Origin of the sequence: Leptospira stimsonii (assembly GCF_003545885.1) — a bacterium.
In the GTDB taxonomy this organism is placed as follows: domain Bacteria; phylum Spirochaetota; class Leptospiria; order Leptospirales; family Leptospiraceae; genus Leptospira; species Leptospira stimsonii.
Genome location: NZ_QHCT01000001.1, coordinates 910366 through 927019 on the forward strand (window position 1 = coordinate 910366; position 16654 = coordinate 927019).

The 16654-nt window shown below is 44.0% G+C and carries 10 protein-coding genes; 7 read left to right on the forward strand and 3 right to left on the reverse strand.

Annotated elements, in window-relative coordinates:
* Positions 1 to 142 precede the first annotated feature (142 nt).
* From DLM75_RS04475 to DLM75_RS04490, 4 genes are all read left to right on the forward strand, one after another.
* Positions 143 to 1147: a hypothetical protein gene (locus tag DLM75_RS04475; protein WP_118967282.1), complete on the forward strand. Its 1005-nt coding sequence runs from the start codon at positions 143 to 145 to the stop codon at positions 1145 to 1147.
* On the forward strand, positions 1141 to 1572 hold the full coding sequence (locus DLM75_RS04480; RefSeq protein ID WP_118967283.1) for a hypothetical protein: 432 nt from the start codon (positions 1141 to 1143) through the stop codon (positions 1570 to 1572). Before DLM75_RS04475 ends, DLM75_RS04480 begins: the two co-directional genes overlap by 7 nt.
* A gap of 27 nt (positions 1573 to 1599) precedes the next feature.
* Entirely contained in the window at positions 1600 to 3324 is a 1725-nt protein-coding gene (locus DLM75_RS04485; RefSeq protein WP_118967284.1) for a GMC oxidoreductase, read from the forward strand.
* Positions 3325 to 3440: 116 nt separating this feature from the next.
* Positions 3441 to 7631: an adenylate/guanylate cyclase domain-containing protein gene (locus tag DLM75_RS04490; protein ID WP_118967285.1), complete on the forward strand. Its 4191-nt coding sequence runs from the start codon at positions 3441 to 3443 to the stop codon at positions 7629 to 7631.
* 138 nt (positions 7632 to 7769) lie between these two features.
* Here the strand turns inward: DLM75_RS04490 and DLM75_RS04495 are convergent, their stop codons facing one another.
* The 3 genes from DLM75_RS04495 to DLM75_RS04505 form a co-directional block, all read right to left on the reverse strand.
* Entirely contained in the window at positions 7770 to 8480 is a 711-nt protein-coding gene (locus DLM75_RS04495) for a class I SAM-dependent methyltransferase (RefSeq protein ID WP_118967286.1), read from the reverse strand.
* Between the two features lie 298 nt (positions 8481 to 8778).
* Positions 8779 to 10350 (reverse strand): GMC oxidoreductase, encoded by a 1572-nt coding sequence (locus DLM75_RS04500; RefSeq protein WP_118967287.1) that lies wholly within the window; start codon positions 10348 to 10350, stop codon positions 8779 to 8781.
* Between the two features lie 49 nt (positions 10351 to 10399).
* Entirely contained in the window at positions 10400 to 13816 is a 3417-nt protein-coding gene (locus DLM75_RS04505) for an alpha/beta fold hydrolase (RefSeq protein ID WP_118967288.1), read from the reverse strand.
* 377 nt (positions 13817 to 14193) lie between these two features.
* Between DLM75_RS04505 and rsgA the strand changes: the two genes are divergently transcribed.
* From rsgA to DLM75_RS04520, 3 genes are all read left to right on the forward strand, one after another.
* Complete coding sequence (gene rsgA / locus DLM75_RS04510) at positions 14194 to 15267, forward strand: ribosome small subunit-dependent GTPase A (RefSeq protein ID WP_118967289.1); 1074 nt, start codon at positions 14194 to 14196, stop codon at positions 15265 to 15267.
* A gap of 114 nt (positions 15268 to 15381) precedes the next feature.
* Positions 15382 to 15960, forward strand: a complete 579-nt coding sequence (locus DLM75_RS04515; RefSeq protein WP_118967983.1) for an RNA polymerase sigma factor — start codon at positions 15382 to 15384, stop codon at positions 15958 to 15960.
* Positions 15961 to 15969: 9 nt separating this feature from the next.
* Positions 15970 to 16536, forward strand: coding sequence for a ClpP family protease (locus DLM75_RS04520; RefSeq protein ID WP_118967290.1), 567 nt, complete (start codon positions 15970 to 15972; stop codon positions 16534 to 16536).
* Positions 16537 to 16654 lie beyond the last annotated feature (118 nt).

The window sequence follows — 16654 nt, forward strand, 5'->3', positions numbered from 1 at the left end:
TTTTTATAAGGTGCGATCCTTCTTGGATTCTTCGTTTCCAAAAGTTTACGGTTCTCCCTTTTTTTAAAAAATGTCAGGAAAGAGGTCAGAGAAGTAAACTATTGTTGCAATTGTTGTCAAAAGATGCATTTATTGTCGATTTATGTTTGGGAAGAAATTGACTAAATCGATCTTTATCGCTCTTTTATTGTTATGTCACGGCCTTGGTGCGTATCAGGAGGACGGTCATTTTTACACGGTTCAAACCGTTTTAAATAATTTTCATACTCCTTCTCCGCTTACAAAAGAAGAAACGGCACTCGTTGCCTTTTGCGCTCAACTTCCGGATGAAGTTCCCGAATTGGATGCGATCGGAGTTTACAGAAAGTTAGCAATCGATCATCCGTTTCAGTATTTGCTCTGGGTCTTTACCGATCGAGGCTCTCGTTATACGCTCGGGAGAATGGCAGAGGTGCAACAACTTCTTCACGGATTGACGGGAGGGGAGAGCGAACACCTGAGAAATGTTGCGATCGTCACTCTGGATCGATTGCGAAACGAACTTACCTCTAAGAAGGAAAAACAACCGGAAAAACTTTGTGCATTAGGATTCGCATTTCATCTCTTAGGGGATTCGTTTGCACATCGTAAATTATATAATTCTAATAAGATGTATCCTACCGGAAGAGGACACGCTTCCGATATGACTCTTCCGGATCATCCCGTTCACAGCGACAATCGAGTTTCGGAATGGGAAAATTACGCAAAGGGAATCCCGAATCTTTTCCGATCCAGACTCAAAGAAATTATCGTAAAAGACGATTTCCCTAAGGTAAGAGAACTTACCGGAAACGACAATCCTTGGCACTGTATATTCGGGACAAAGTGCGAAGACAATATGCGAAAAATATTATTGAATCGTTTGAGAATTTCCGATTCTTTCCCTAAATACGATCCCATACAAAAAGATCGTTATAAAGCAAATAATTGTCAGGAATATGTGCAAAAGGTTGTGGCGTTGAAAGACATTCCAATCACGCCCGACTGTGAAAGATCCTGGAAAGTTTATAAGACAACTTCACTTGAAGTCTGGAAAGCGCTCGGTTATTTCCAGAACGAAGATTCCAGAAAACAGATCGAACTTTATAACGGAGACGACTTATGGTAGAAGCGGCGAACGAGGATCCACGCAAAAAAAGAAAACGAAAGGTAAAACGAAATTCGATTTGGGGTGAAATTCTCATCGTTTTTGCCGGCTTACCGATTTTGATCGTCTGGGTAACATTACGGACGTTCGTTTGCTGGGGGAACTTGGGTTTTTTCGGAGAACTTTTTTGCAGGGTTTCCGGATTTATAAAACCGATCCTTTTGATTTCCACGCTCGTATTGTTGGCGATCACGATTTTCGATCTTCATAAGTTAGGCGATGAACTGGAAGATCTTCCGAAATGGGCCTGGAAACGAAGTTATAAAGGATTTCGATCCCTGGACAACTGGGAGAAGTTTCATTTTTTGTTCTCCTTCTTTTCATTCCTTGGCGCTTTGATCATAGGAATTTATCTCCTTCATCATTTTGAATTTAGTTTATTTTAATATATCAATATAAGTATCGGGGTTGTAATGAAAAAATACGAAGCGGTTGTGATAGGCACCGGTTTCGGCGGAGCCGTAAACGGTTGTAGGTTGAGTAAAAAATGGCCGGGACAGGTTTTGATCCTGGAACGCGGTAAACGTTATCCAAAGGGCTCTTTCCCGCGATCTCCGCACGATATGGCCAAAAATTTTTGGAACGTTCCGGAAGAAAATAAGAAGAAGATTCGACCTGGAAAACTATCCAAGTTGAATCAAACCGGTTTGTTCGATATTCGGAATTATCCGAATATGGACGTGGTTTTATCAGCCGGACTCGGAGGCGGGTCTTTGATTTATGCGAACGTTTTTTTGGAACCGCCGGAACACATTTTCGACGATAGATGGCCGGCAACCGTAAAAAAGAAAAGCCTCACTTCGTATTACAAAATCGTAAAGGAAGTATTGGGTTCGCGACCGATCCCTTTGAATAACGATCCAAGAAGAAGAATCGTTCGTACGGAACTTTATCAGAAGTTTGCAAAGTCTCAGGGAAGAGAATCCAAACTCGCCGATATCAACGTATTCTTCGGGAACGATTTTAAGAAGCCGACTGAAATCGGACTTCAGGAAAAAAATCGTTACGGCGCAGTTCAAACTTCGTGCACTTATTGTGCGGAATGCGATATCGGATGTAATTCACATTCTAAAAATACATTGGATCTGAATTATCTTTTCGTAGCAGAGAATAAATACAAAGCCGATATTCGTACGGAACATCTCGTTCAGAAAATCGTTCCGGTTTCCGCCGAAGGAAACGACGATCCGTCCGCTCATGGAGAACACGGTTATAGGATTTATTTCCTCGATCTATCTTCTTCGAATCGAGGACTCGAGTCCGTCCTTGCAAAAAGAGTCGTAGTCTCCGCGGGAACGTTAGGCACAACGGAACTTCTTCTTAAGTGTAAGGAAGAATACAAAACCCTTCCCGACATTTCGGAGCACATTGGAAAACAATTTTCCGGAAACGGAGACTTTTTATCTTTTGCGACAAAGGGAACCCATCCTGCGGATCCGAACTACGGACCGGTCATCACTCAATACACGGATTATAATCTTTTCAAAAACTTTGATCCGAAAAAAGCCTTCGTTTTGGAGGACGCAAGTTATCCGGTCTTTGCCGCATATTTTGCGGAAGCGGCGATCCCATTCATTTTTAGAATCGGGTTTTTCTTTCATATGATCGGCGAACTCTTTAAACGTTTTTTCACCGGAAAAATATTCGGTAGGGTTGGTTATCTCATGAGTGAGTTGATGAAAGGGGATGTTTCCTACACTTCTTTGGTGCTTCTCTGCATGGGTGTCGACCGTTCGGACGGGAGAATGGTTTTGGACCGGAAACGGGGAATCCAAGTGCAATGGCCTCAGAAAAACAGTATGCCTCTGTACGAAGCGATTTTGGACGTAACGAAGAATTTTGCTTCTTACATAAAAGCCAAGACGCATTTTGCGATGCCGACCTGGGCTTGGCCGATACGGAATAACGTATCCGTACACCCGTTAGGTGGTTGTATACTTGGAAATTCTAAGGTGAACGCGGTGACTTCCGCGGATCCGAAGACGTTTGGACAGGTTTTTTCGTATCAAGGACTCTACGTGGCCGATGGGAGCCTTTCGCCGACCGCAATCGGCGCGAATCCTTCCATGACGATCGCGGCTCTTTCCGAACGTGTAGCGGAGGGAATTACGGGGATAAAGCCGACGCCAAAACTTTAATAAAAATTACAATTCTGCAAGCTAAAGGACAATACCGCGAATAATTGGTCAAAATTCTTCGTCTAACAGCCTTGCAGAATTGATGAAACAAAAATAACATTCGATTTAGGATTATTATGAATAGTGCAACGGAATCCATCAAAGACACACTTGAACTGATCAGACCATATCTCCCGTCTGCAGTTGTCCGAAAATTGGCAGATTCCAACGAATCGAAACTCCAACGTTCTCAGACTTTTGAGGGCGCCGTTCTCTTCTTTGACGTGGTCGGTTTTACTCCGACCACTTTGGCTCTCGCCGCAAAAGGTACAAGGGGGATAGACGCTTTACAAACGGTTCTTTCCAATTATTACACCGCTTTATTAGAACATTTGAATGAATGGGGAGGGGCGGTTTATCAATTCGCCGGAGACTCCGTTCTCGTGAGTTTCGAAAAAAAAGAGGAAGAAACCGACTCCGAAGCGGCGTTACGTGTCGCGAATTGTGCATTAGGAATTTTTAATTCGATTTCGGAATACAGCTCCAATCAACTTTTGGGCGAGAATGTGAATCTTCCGGCAAGAGTCGGTCTTGGTTACGGAGAATATCACGAATTCATTTTGGGTGATCCGGATCGATTTCTAAGAGCGGTGATTGCGGGAAATCCAGTGGATGATTCCATCGCCGCCGAAAAATTAGCGTTAGGTGGAGAAATCATTCTCAGCGCGAAACTTTGGGATCTTCTACCGGATTCTAAAACGGGCGAAAGTATCAATTCCAAATTCGTACGTCTAATCGATTGCGAAAGGATAGACAATCATTACGTCGCTCCTTCACGTGCGACGACGGATCGAATCTCATCGGAACGTTTTTTCAAACGTTGCAAACGTTTTATCGTACCCGAGCTATACCAGAGAATTACAAACGTTCATAGGGCTTTCTCCGGCGATTATCGGGAAGTCGCCGCGGCATTCGTTCACATCGATTCTCCTTTGGAATCGAGTACGGATTCTAAGAATTTTAACGACTTTTTTGTATATATACAAGGGATCGTCGCCGCATGTTCGGGGACCTTCGTTCTAACCGACTTATCCGATAAGGGAGCGCTTTTTTTGATTCTTTTTGGCGCTCCCGCCGCACTGGAAAACAAGGAAGCCTTGGCCGCACGATTTGCGCTTCGTCTTACGGAGGGCGCTTCCAACTTTCCCGCGGCAAAAAATCTTCAGACCGGAATCTCAACCGGAATGGCTTATTGCGGTGATTTGGGCGCTCCGTTTCGAAAGGACTTTACCGCAATCGGAGAAATGATGAACATCGCGGCCCGCCTATCTACGTTAGCCGGACAGACGGGAATTCTAATCGATTCTCAAACGAAAAGTAAATTGGGAAAGAATTTTACTTTTCATGAAATCGGAGATATCGAACTCAAAGGGGTTTCCGGAGTTAAAAAGGTTTTTCAACTTACCGGAGAACAGAAGAACATACCCGGCCTACTCATTCAATACCGTGATCCGATGATCGGAAGAAAGGAAGAGATTGATCGTCTTCACAAGATGCTCGATACTTCTATGGAAAAAGGCGGAGTCGTTTGTAGAGTGATCGCAGACGCAGGTTTGGGTAAATCCAGATTGACCAACACCTTTATCGATCAGGCATACGATCGAGAAGTCGAAATCCTGATCGGATATTGTTATCCTTATGAAAAGTTCACCCCATTCTATCCATGGAAAGAATTACTCAGTTTATTCCTCGGTATTTTCGAGGACGATTCGATCGAAACGAGAGTTCAAAAAGCGGAGAACGCATTAGAAAAGTTGAATTCGTTTGATATCGCCTGGGCCAAGGCGCTTGTCGCTTTGATGGGCGTTCCGGTGGAAGAGGATCCTTTGACTCGCGAGATCGACAGAAAACAAAAGAACGAAAGGCTTTTTGAAATTATCATTTCCCTGCTTCAGGAACGCGCCGAACGAAAACCTCTTTTGTTGATTTTCGAAGACGTCCACTGGATCGACGAACTTTCTTCACGACTTTTGGAAAAACTTGCCGCAAGGCTTCCTTCGATGAAGGCGATGTTGATCTTGGTTTCGAGACCAGAAGGACAGTTCGCGGAAGAATCCGTCGCTCCAAACGAGGAACTCATTCGTCTGAAAGAATTCAAACCGGACGAAGCGAGAGATTTTTTAGTTCATAAATTCAAAATGGATACGAGTCAGGAAGACTTTTTGGATCAGATTCTCAATCGCTCCAGCGGAAATCCCTTCTTCCTGGAATCCATCGTTCACAATTTGATCGAAGAAGGAACGTTGAAAAAAATGGAGAATGGAACCCTTTCTCCTTCCGAAACGACGAGAGACATTCAAATTCCGAATACGCTCAACGACGTTCTACTCGCTCGCGTGGATCGTTTGCAGGAACGGGAAAAGATCGTTTTAAAAACCGCGTCCGTAATCGGACGTCTGATCAACGTACAGACTCTCAATCACCTTCTTCCGGTGGAATTTCGCTCGGAGATTCAGAATATTCTTCAGAGTTTAGAAGGGTTGGACCTGACTCCTTTGGAAATCACCGATCCTCTCACGTATATTTTCAAACATATCGTAATCAGAGACATCGTGTACAATACGCTTCTACATTCGACTCGAGAGGATTTGCATAAACGTATCGCGTCCTTTATTGAAGAAGAGAACGAAGACAATATCGTAGAGATGGCGGATATTCTCGCTTTTCACTATCAACAATGTGCCGATTACGAAAAGGCATCGAAGTATTCTTTGATGGCCGCTCGTAAGGCAAGAAGCAGATATGCCAACCGGGATGCGATCTATCACTACGGCAAAGTTTTGGAAATGATTGCTCAGGCCGGTAAAAGCAAAAGTGATCTTTATTACGAAATCACGCAGGAATTGGCTCACGTACATAGACAACTCGGGGAATATTCCAAGGCGGAAGCCCTTTTCAGAGATTGTTTGGAAAATAAGTCTACGTTCAACTTGATTCGTTCTTATACCGGTTTGGGTCAGGTTTATCAGGAACAGGACGATATTCCGCGCGCTATGGAAGCCTTGGAAACCGCTCTTCGTTTTACCGGTATTCGCGCGCCGGGAAGTCGACCGGATACGATCTTCAAAATCGTATTACAAATTCCTTTTGTTCTTCGATTCTCTCTTTTGGGACCTTCTTATACTTCGTCGAACAAAGCTGAAAAACTTCGCCTTAGATGTATCATTCTGGTAACGCTCGCTAAATTGTACATCATGAAGGACATCAAAAAATTCGGTTGGTCCGTCTTTACCCAGTACAACGCGACTCAACGATTCGATGACCCAGTTCGACAGTCTCTCGCCGAATGTGCGTTAGGTCAGGTATTCTTCGGATTAAATCTTTTCGGACCATCCAAACATTTTCTGAGCAAAGGAATGGAACTCGCGGAAAAAACGGGAGATCCGTACGCAAGGGCGATCGGGTTTTTGGTTCACGGAATCTATTACATGATGCAGAATCGTCCGGACTTGGGTCTTCCGTATCTTCACGATTCGGTTGCGATTTATCGACAAGTCGGCGAAAAATGGGATTTGCTTTCGGCGCTTTCCTCGGGCGGATTTCTCTATTATTTCCAATCCGATTTTAGAACCGCTAAAAAATACTTTGACGATATCGGAGAATTGGCGAGCGATCTCGGTGCCCAGCTTCAGTTGAGATGGACTCGTATCTGGTCCCCGTATTTCGGGTATCTCCTTGGAGAAGTGGATCCGTTGGATTTGGAAAAACGATTGATGGTGGAGGCGGAAAGAGCCGCGTCCGAAAACGACGTGATGAACGAGCTTTCCACGATCAATAAACTTCTCAAGCTTACGATCTACGAAGGTTGGACCGAAAAAGCCGCCTATTGGTCGAAAAGAAGTTACGAAGGATTTTTACGATGTGAAGTAAAGTTTCCTCAACTTCAAATTGGAAACGTTTATCTCGCGGAAGCGGCACTTTTTGCTCAACAGGAATCGGGAGACAAAAGCCTAAACAAAATCATTCAATACGGTTTGAAGAATGGGTTGAAATTAGGAAAATCGTTACCGTATCTCTACGGTCCGGCATTGGTACTCAAGGGAAAATTAAAATTCTATTCCGGAAATAGGAAGAAGGCGGAAGCGATCTTTAAGGAAGCGGAACTCTTTTTATCAAATACTCTCAATCGTTGGGAATACGCATCCGCGTTGTATGAAATTGGTCAGCTTCTCAAGGATCAAGAGCGTATTTCTACAGCGAAAGGGATCTTCGAGGAACTGGATGCAAAGAGGGATCTAAAAAGATTAGCGGAAAATCCTATCTATTGAATTTGAGAGCTGAAAGAATATTCAATATTTAGAATGTTCTGCTTCGGCTTGGAGCTGATTTGAAATCGGACTTTTGGTCCGATTTCAAGGGATTTCAAAATTCGGCTATCAAGAAGAATGAGGAGTCGAATTCTTCTTTTACTTCGCTTTTTTTCCTGCGAAAAATGCAATTGCTCCGATCACATACAATTCGTAATCCTTAAAGTTTTCTTTGAGAGCCGATTCCAAATCCGAAAAAGTGTCTTGTGTATTGTGAAACACTCCTCTTCGGTTTAGATTTTTCATTCCCCTGCGAGAGAGATAATGGGTCTGGCCTAGATCATGTAAGGCGGTCGATCCGAAAATCACTCCTTCCGGATTTCGAATTTTGAGAAGATTCTGAAACGCGGTGGAGGCTTTTTCGCGAATCGGACCCGGCACGCAGTGAAACAGAAAACTCATGCCGATGGAATCGAACTTTTCTTCGGTCTCGATCGGCTCGAGGATATTGGCACGATATGCGTTGAAGTTTCCGGCAAGACCGGACAATCTTCTTCTGGCTTCTATCAGGCTGTTCGCGTTCAAATCCATAACGGAAATGGTCGGCTTTGCAACGGGAAATTTCGCTTTCTGAAGAAGATAACCCGTTCCAACTCCTATGTCGAGATGATTTGCGCTGAGATATTTATTATAAAGCTGGACCATATTTTGTGGGGGACAACGCCAGAACCAACGGCTGATGATATGCAAAACGACAAGGTCGTAAATTCTGAGAAAACTGCTCGTATAGACTTGTTGACCTTCGATCACTTCTTGGCTGTATTTTTCCTCGGACATTCCAAGATCGATATAAAGCTGATTTTGTTGCATTAACTGGCTTCCTTTTGGTTTCTTTGTTTGTATTGGACTAGATGGAAGAATGGATCTCAAAAGCCGTTTCCTTTTTGATAATGAAACGACTTTTTCTCTATATTTGTTTTCGATATTTCCGGTTTCTAAAAAAGAGAAGAGGATTTGTGTTTATCTCTCGACTCTTCTTTTTTTAACAATAGTATCAATATTTCTAAATTAGAAGAATAGAATGCATCAAAACAGTGTCAAATGTTATATTAGAATTTGATGCGATTCATTGATTCGAATTATATATTGATATGATCGTTTTACGGTTTTATAGGTTGGAACAGATTGCCGCCGCAGTATGTTCTGCAACTGCAGAGATGGTCATCACCGGGTGAAATCCGATCGAAGAAGGAATTACGGATCCGTCCGCGATGAACAAATTCTTATACCCGAAAACTTCTCCCGTTTCGGATACGACCCCCTTGTCCGGATTGGCTCCTAAATGACAACCACCCATCGAGTGTACGGAGAGAATTCGATTGAACAGTAAGAAAGTGGCGAGCGGGCCGAATTGTCCTCCGTAGGCATCTCCTACTTGTTGCATCGAAGCCGTCATGTTTTGGATCAAAGTTTGATTCTCTTTTGAATAATTCCACTTTACATCGATATCTTTTCCGCAACGAACGATTCTTCCGTTAGCATTGTCTCTTCCGATCGCAAAGAGATTCGACATGTACTTCGGATCTCCCGCGCCAGGCGCTCCGGGAGGTAAAGGTTTGGAGATCCATCCCTTCTTGAAGATTAAGGGAAGAATCCACTTCAAACTTTTCCAAAAAAGAGGTCCGATCAATCGTAAGAACCAATTCGGTTTTGCGATTCCCAACGAAGCAAGGACGGCCATCACGGGTTCGTTGAACGTAGGCGCCGCCATCGTATATTGAAATCCCTCCGGAAAATAATTGATCACTGTTGTAACGTCCGGACCGTCCCAAGGTTTGAGATCGGTTTTGCTGGATTCGATTCCTCCTAAGAAATCTCCGTTTCCGGAATATCCTTTCCCAAGTTGTTTGCTTAAATTCGGAAGTGTTTTGTAATAATCTCTGCTGTTAAAAAGAATTCGGTTGGTTCCTAACGTTCCCGCGGATAGGACGACTCTTTTCCCATAGACGGAATGTTTTTCGCCGGTTACGGTATTCTCGTAGAAAACGATATAACCGCCCTTCGGATCGGGAGCGATATGCGAAGCCAAAGAATCCGTTTGAAATACGGCACCGTTTTTTTGTGCATCGGCAATATAATTGAAATCTAATGTGTTTTTTGCCCCGTGATTGCATCCGAATTCGCATTCCGCACAACGTAGACAAACGGATTGACCGGGTCTCGCCGGTTTTAACCAACTGACCGCCTCATCGGGATCAAAGTGAGAATGACGATTCAAATCCGCCGCGGCCTTGAACTTGTTTCGTTTAGGGAGATCCCATTCCGGAGGAACCGGTTTTACATCGAGTTTGGAAGCGACTTTATCGTAATAAGGATCCAAATAGTTTCGATTGAAGGGAGCAGGCCATCTCGGATCTTGAAAAACCGCGTCGTCGGGCCGGATATGTATGTTCGCATAAATCAAAGATCCTCCACCCAAACCGGAGGCGGTGACGGTTCCAAGGCCGCTGAAAAAATTCAGTTCGTAAAGTCCTAAGGACTTTTTCTTTTTTGGATAACGCCAGAGAAGATTGTTCACGTTCTGGACGTCTCTGGGAAACATTCCCTGAGTATATTTTTTTCCGCGTTCTAATACCAAAACTTTTTGGCCTTTTTCTGAAAGACGTAAGGCGCTGATGGATCCGCCGAATCCGGATCCGATCACGACTGCGTCGTATTGTTGCACGTTGTTTTTTGACATTCTTCCTTCCGTAAGAGAAATTAATAAAATTCTAATCTATTGATTCGCTTCAGTATTTTTTCAAAGCCTGAAGTATGAGTGGATACACGTCTTTGTGGGCGTTTTTACCGAAGATACAATCGATGTGTCCGTAACCGGGTATTACATGACGCGCGTATTGACCTGGATTGAAACGATCGATCAAAGTCTGATAGGTTTTCTCCGTACTTTCCGGAAGATAACACTGATTCTCCGCTCCGTGGATGAAAGTGATCGGAAGATTCAATCGGTCTATGTGGGGAACGTAAGCGTCTCCGCCTTCCGCATTCACAACCTTATGCGCACGGATCATCTTGGAAAGATGTTCAAAGGCTTTGATATTCGCGACTCCGAACATTTCTCCGAGTCCGTATCTATAAGTTTCTTCATTCAAATTGTCTAATTTGTATAAACTTCCATAAAGAAACGAAATTCTTCTGCTGACGGGATTTACGTCGTGCGAAAAGAAAGACTGAGGTTGAAGCGCGAGAGCGGAGTTGAAAAATTTATCCAACCAATCCGCGTGGTCCGTCGTATAGGCGGTCAGATCCTTGATTCCTACCAAGTCCATCAATTCCGCAGTATGAAGCCCTACTTTGATATCCATCGAGGTTGGAACTTCTACGTTAGCCGAAATCTGGGAGAGAACTACCGAGCGAACCCCTTCCAATCCGGCGAGTAATGCCATCGTAAACGTAGTTGCGCCGAAACAATGTGCGACCACTTGGATCTTGTCCACTCCGGTCAGTTCCCGAACTTTTTTCACTGCGGCGGGATAATCCTTCGTCGCAATAACGTCTCCCGTGTTCGGAAGGGGAGCTGAAGGAAGTGCGATCGAAGTTCTATAGTCGAACATCCAGATATCGTATTGGTTTTCGAAAAGATATTCGAGTAGATTGGTTTCAATCGTGTCGATACTAAAGATCAAACTGGAGACACCGAGGCCGGGTGACAGAAGAACCGGTCCTTTGTTGCCGCCTTTGTATCTTAAAAGTCGAAGATCGGCACCATCATCGGCTTTGAAAAAATAAGTTTCCGGAGCGGAAACGCGGAGAGGTCTTTTGGTTCTTGGTCTCGCGTCCTTGTCCCAAGGAACGATCGCGCTCGCCACTCCACCATAGACGTCGTAAAGAGCCGCGGTGAAGAACGCGCCGAACTTGGCCATTCCCTTGATTGAATCAGCAATAGATTTGGAGTTGATGACTTTCATCGTGGTCATCTGTTTTGCAAAATCTTCGGGAAGAATGTGGAGAATTCCCTTTGCATAAACCGGTGAAGATTCCGTTTCACCGTCGTAGATCGTTACGAAAAGCGTACTCGTATCTCTCCAGATATTTGTGATCCCGTCGTTTTGTACCCACTTTGCGCCGACAAAGAGATAACGTTTGGATTCTTCGGTTTGAAGAATCATCTTATACACCATATTTCTGGTTTCGATACGATCTTCTCTGTTGACAAAGAGTAGGAAATCTCCGTTGGTCACGGTGATCACGTCCTTCGAGATCATAGGAGCTCTAACGGTTCCGAATAACGTAGCCTTGTGTTCAACATCGGCGACCATCTTCTCCAGATTGTTACTACGAATCGTGAGTAAGAATTCGAAGGAGGTTTTTTCGTCCTGGCCGATCTGAAATCCCCTTTCGTAATCCTCTTTCGATTGAGTGGAATAAAAACCTTTCATACATTCAGTGAATTCGATTCCTAAAGTGGAATCATCCATGACGTCCGAATTTTTCGGATGAGATGGAAGGCTATAATCGATCCTTTTTCCTCTTTCGGAAACGAGTTTTTCGCAAGCCCTTTCGGAGATCGCACAGATGGTAAGAAGCGGATTGACCCCTAACGATCGAGGAATCACCGAGCCGTCCATCACATAGAGTCCGTTATGCGTGGCTGTTCCATTCTTTCCGGAAAAAACCTGACAGTTTTCGTTTACGACGGAAGAACCCGCGTCCTCACCCATCGGACATCCTCCGAGTGGGTGAACGGAGATCAGATCCTGATCCGTCAACTTGTTCCATACGGGATTCTTAATATAGGTTCCTTGGAGAGGAATTGTAGAATCTTTTAAGATATTGCTGATCTTTTCGAAGATCGGTTTTTTACCGACGTTCGGCCAAGAAATACGAAGACGGTCGTCTTTCAAAAACATCTTACCGTCATTTCCGTCGTGAGCCATAACAAGATAGGTCTGCGTATTACGGATTGCTCCGTGAAAAGGACCAAGGATGAAACTTAAGAAAACTCGAATCTTTTCAAAAATCCAAGTTACGATCCCTTTTTTTGTTTTTACACCGGAGAGTTTGGAACCCAATGCGAAAACCGCAGGCAATTGACCACGAATTGCACCTGGAATCGATCCTTCTTCTATGATCATTCCGTCTTCGAGTTTCGAAGCGCTTGTTCGTGTATCGATAACGCCCGTAATACAAGGACCGACCGGGCCGTTTCCGTTTTGTTTTTTACTTCCGAAACCGATTCCGTTGATCTTAGCAGTTCCATTAAAAGAAAAACCTAACATATCTCCGTTTCCGCTAAACCGAACTCCGACTTGATCGGAAAGGTCGAGTCCCTTTTCTTTGGATCGAAGGAGAATTTCGGTGGAACCCAAGGTTCCCGCCGCGAGAACGATCGTATTCGCACGAATAAAAAGTTCATCCTTGCTGAACTTTTCCCGATCTACCCCGAGCGGGATGAAATGAACCAGCCAATAGCCGTCTTTCTTTTCAAGATAATTGACTTTGACCTCTGTAAAGATCTGCGCGCCGAAGTTGGCCGCATCGGGAAGATAATTCATAAGGGTTGTGTTTTTGGAAGAAACGTTACAACCCGTAACACAATCTCCGCAGTGTGTACAAGCATCTTGCTGAACCCCAACGTGATTGAGCTTGGATTCGAATGTGACATTGATCGGAGTCGGATAAAAATCCTTTCCCATGTAAACCGCAGACTTTTTGAGAGCTTGGTGTTTCGGAAGATCGGAATAATTTTTCGGAATCGGGTTCGGTCGAAGCATTTCTTCCGCTTTGGAATAGTAAGGATCCAATCCGTGATCCTTGGCTTCTTTTCGAATAATCGCAGGCCAGCAAGTATCTTGAAAAACTTCGGGGACCGCACGAAGACTAACGTTCGCATTGATAAGCGAAGTTCCGCCTAAGCCACAACCGACGAGAACATTGATGTCTTTGTTAAAGTGAAAATCGTAAAGCCCGTTTTGATGACCGATATGTTTGTCTTCATAGTTTGCCTGTACTTCTTCAAAAGCTTGAATTTCTTTGTTTGGAAATTCTCCAGGTCGAATTTCTTTGCCTCTTTCTAAAAGGCAGACTTCAATTCCCGCTCTGGAAAGGCGGGAGGCGGCGATCGCTCCGCCGTAACCGGAACCGATAACGATCGTATCGTATTGACCTTTGATTTTTTCGATGGGCTGTGAAATTTTTTTAATCAATGTTTTTGCCTGGGTTAAATTGGCAAAATATTTCCAAAAAAGGAAAATATTGCAAGAAAAATTGTAAGGCTAAAGGTTAAGAATCGGCAATATTTTAACAAAAAAGCGCGGATACTGATGAAAAAGTGCGATTCGATCCGTTTCCGGATTTTCGGTTTCCTCAATCGTTTCCTTGTAAAAAGAGCAATTAACGTTTTTATAATTCGATTCTTGTGCGCGTTAAGAATTCTTTGATTGACTTATTTCACGATGATTTTCGATAATGAAATTCAGAAAACTGAATATGATTGTTTGATTCCATCTTAAATTCCAACTCCTCGCATTCCTGAAAAAGGGAAGGGAGTTCCATATTTATTTCAAAATTAAGAAGGAATCAAATGTCACAATCAAATTCGCTACTCGCCTCGTACGGCTGGGATCCGGAAGTATTTCTCGCGGAACCCTCGTCCGATCTCATTCCTGCACGGGTCATTTCCGTTTATGGAGAATATTCAAAAATTCTAACATATCTTGGGGAACGTCGTGGGATCCAATCCGGAGTTTTGTTATCCTCCGGAGAATCTCTCGTAACCGGTGATTGGATTCTCGTTCGGGAAATTGCTGGAGACGACCTTTGTATCGTAGAAAAAATTCTTCCGAGAAAAACGTTCTTAAAACGGGCGAGTCCGGGAAAACGAAGTCAATCCCAGGCGATCGCGTCGAATATCGATCTGTTGCTCGTAGTGATGGGGCTGGACAACGACTACAGTCCGAGAAGAATCGAACGTTATCTTTTCCTGGCGAAGATCAGCGGCGCGGAAGTCGCGATCGTTCTCAACAAACGGGATTTATGCGACGATCCGGAAACGAAATTCTCCGAGATTCAAAAAATCGCGGGCGATATTCCCGTATTGATGATTTCGGCGCTGGATGATTCCCAAACACAGAGTTTGATGGATTGGATTCGACCCGGAAAGACGATCGCGTTCCTCGGTTCGTCCGGAGCGGGTAAATCGACGATCATTAATTCTTTGTTAGGTGAAGAGATTCAGAAAACGAATACGCTCAAAGCCAGCGACGGAACGGGAAGGCATACGACGACTCACCGGGAACTTTTTCTTTTGCCTCAAGGCGGGATTTTGATGGACAATCCCGGAATAAGAGAAGTGGGCCTTTTTTCCGGAGGAGACGAAAACGAAATCGAACTCATCTTCCCCGAAATCGCTTCTGCGGCTTTGGATTGTCGTTTTCGAGATTGTACCCATCGAGAAGAACCGGGTTGTGCGGTTCAGGCCGCGATCGTAGAAGGAAAAATCGAGGAAGAACGTTATGCGTCTTATCGAAAACTTCTGAAAGAGTTGCAGGCTTATAAAGCTCTTTCGGATCCGATCGAGGCTCAGAAGCGCAAGCAAATGGACAAACAAATGGCCAAAGCTCTTAGAAATCGGCTGAAAGATAAAGGAAGAATGTAGAATTTTCGCTTCCTTCGGGGTTTTTTGCGTGAGAAAAATCCTTTTTTTAAAAAATCCCCGAAGGAAGATCGTTTTTTAAGAACCAAAATTGACAAGGCCGGGACTTTAAATCGTATGAAAGACATATCCTATATCGAACTTTTGAACAAAGCGAAATCCGGAGATTTACGGGCCTGGAACGTTTTACAAAAACGGTTTTCTCGCTTTGCGACTCAATTCGCGGCGAAGATTCTCAAAGACGAGGATCTTTCTCATGACGTGGTTCAGGAATCCTTTTGGGATCTTTATCGTAATCTCGAAAAGATCACGACGCCGGCGGCCTTTCCTTCCTTACTCAAAAGGGTTTTGATCAAACACGGAGATCGAATTCTTAGAAAAAAAGAACACCGATCCTTAGTTTTTGTGGAACCGAATCGTATCGATCAAAATTCGAAAGAATTACATTCCACTTTTTTAGAAAAGGAATGTTACGAAACCATTCTCGAGAACGTAAAAAAACTGGATCCTTCCGATCAGAGGTTGATCGAAATGTATTATTACAAGAATTTCACGTTAGTCGAAATATCAAAGTCCGAGGGAAAAACTCTTTCCTTTATCAAAAAAAGACATCTTTTTCTGAAGAATATTTTAAGAGACGGAATCGGAGAGGCGTTCAGACCGGAAGCTCATTTACGTCTCGCGTTCGCCGCATAGGAGAAGAATTTGGAAGCGACTCAAATCTATCCTAATGCACAAATCGAAAACGTATACCTCGAACAAAGGAAGGTTTTTCTCTGGGGGGAAGTGAACGACAACTCGGCGAGATATCTGATCGATCGATTTTTATATCTGGAAGCGGTCGATCCGACTCGGCCCGTCACACTTTTTATTCATTCTCCCGGAGGATCGACTTACGCCGGTTTGGCGATTCTCGACGTTATGAAGAGCGTTCGGAATCCGGTTTATACGGTTTGTCTGGGAATGGCCATGTCTTTCGGCGCCGTCTTACTTCTTTGCGGGGATAAAGGGAATCGCTCGGCTTATCCCCACAGTAAAATTCTTATCCATCAACCTCACGTTATGGGAGAATTCAAAGGTCCGGCCGAAGACATTCGAATTTTCGCAGAATCCGTAAAAAGGGAAAAGGACTTGTTAAACGAAATCATGGCGAAGGCCACCGGACAACCCTTGGAAAGGATGGTAAAAGATACGGATCGTGATTCTTGGTTTTCCGCAAAAGAGGCGCTCGAATACGGTATGATTGATAAAATCATCGGGGTGGAATATTAAAGTTTTCTTTCAATCCTGAACGTAAGAGATCGAGATTCGGTAGAATTTCCGATCCGAATCGGTCTCATTTCGGTTCAAGAAGGATCAATCTCCCGCAAAGCGCGGGAATTTTTCAAAT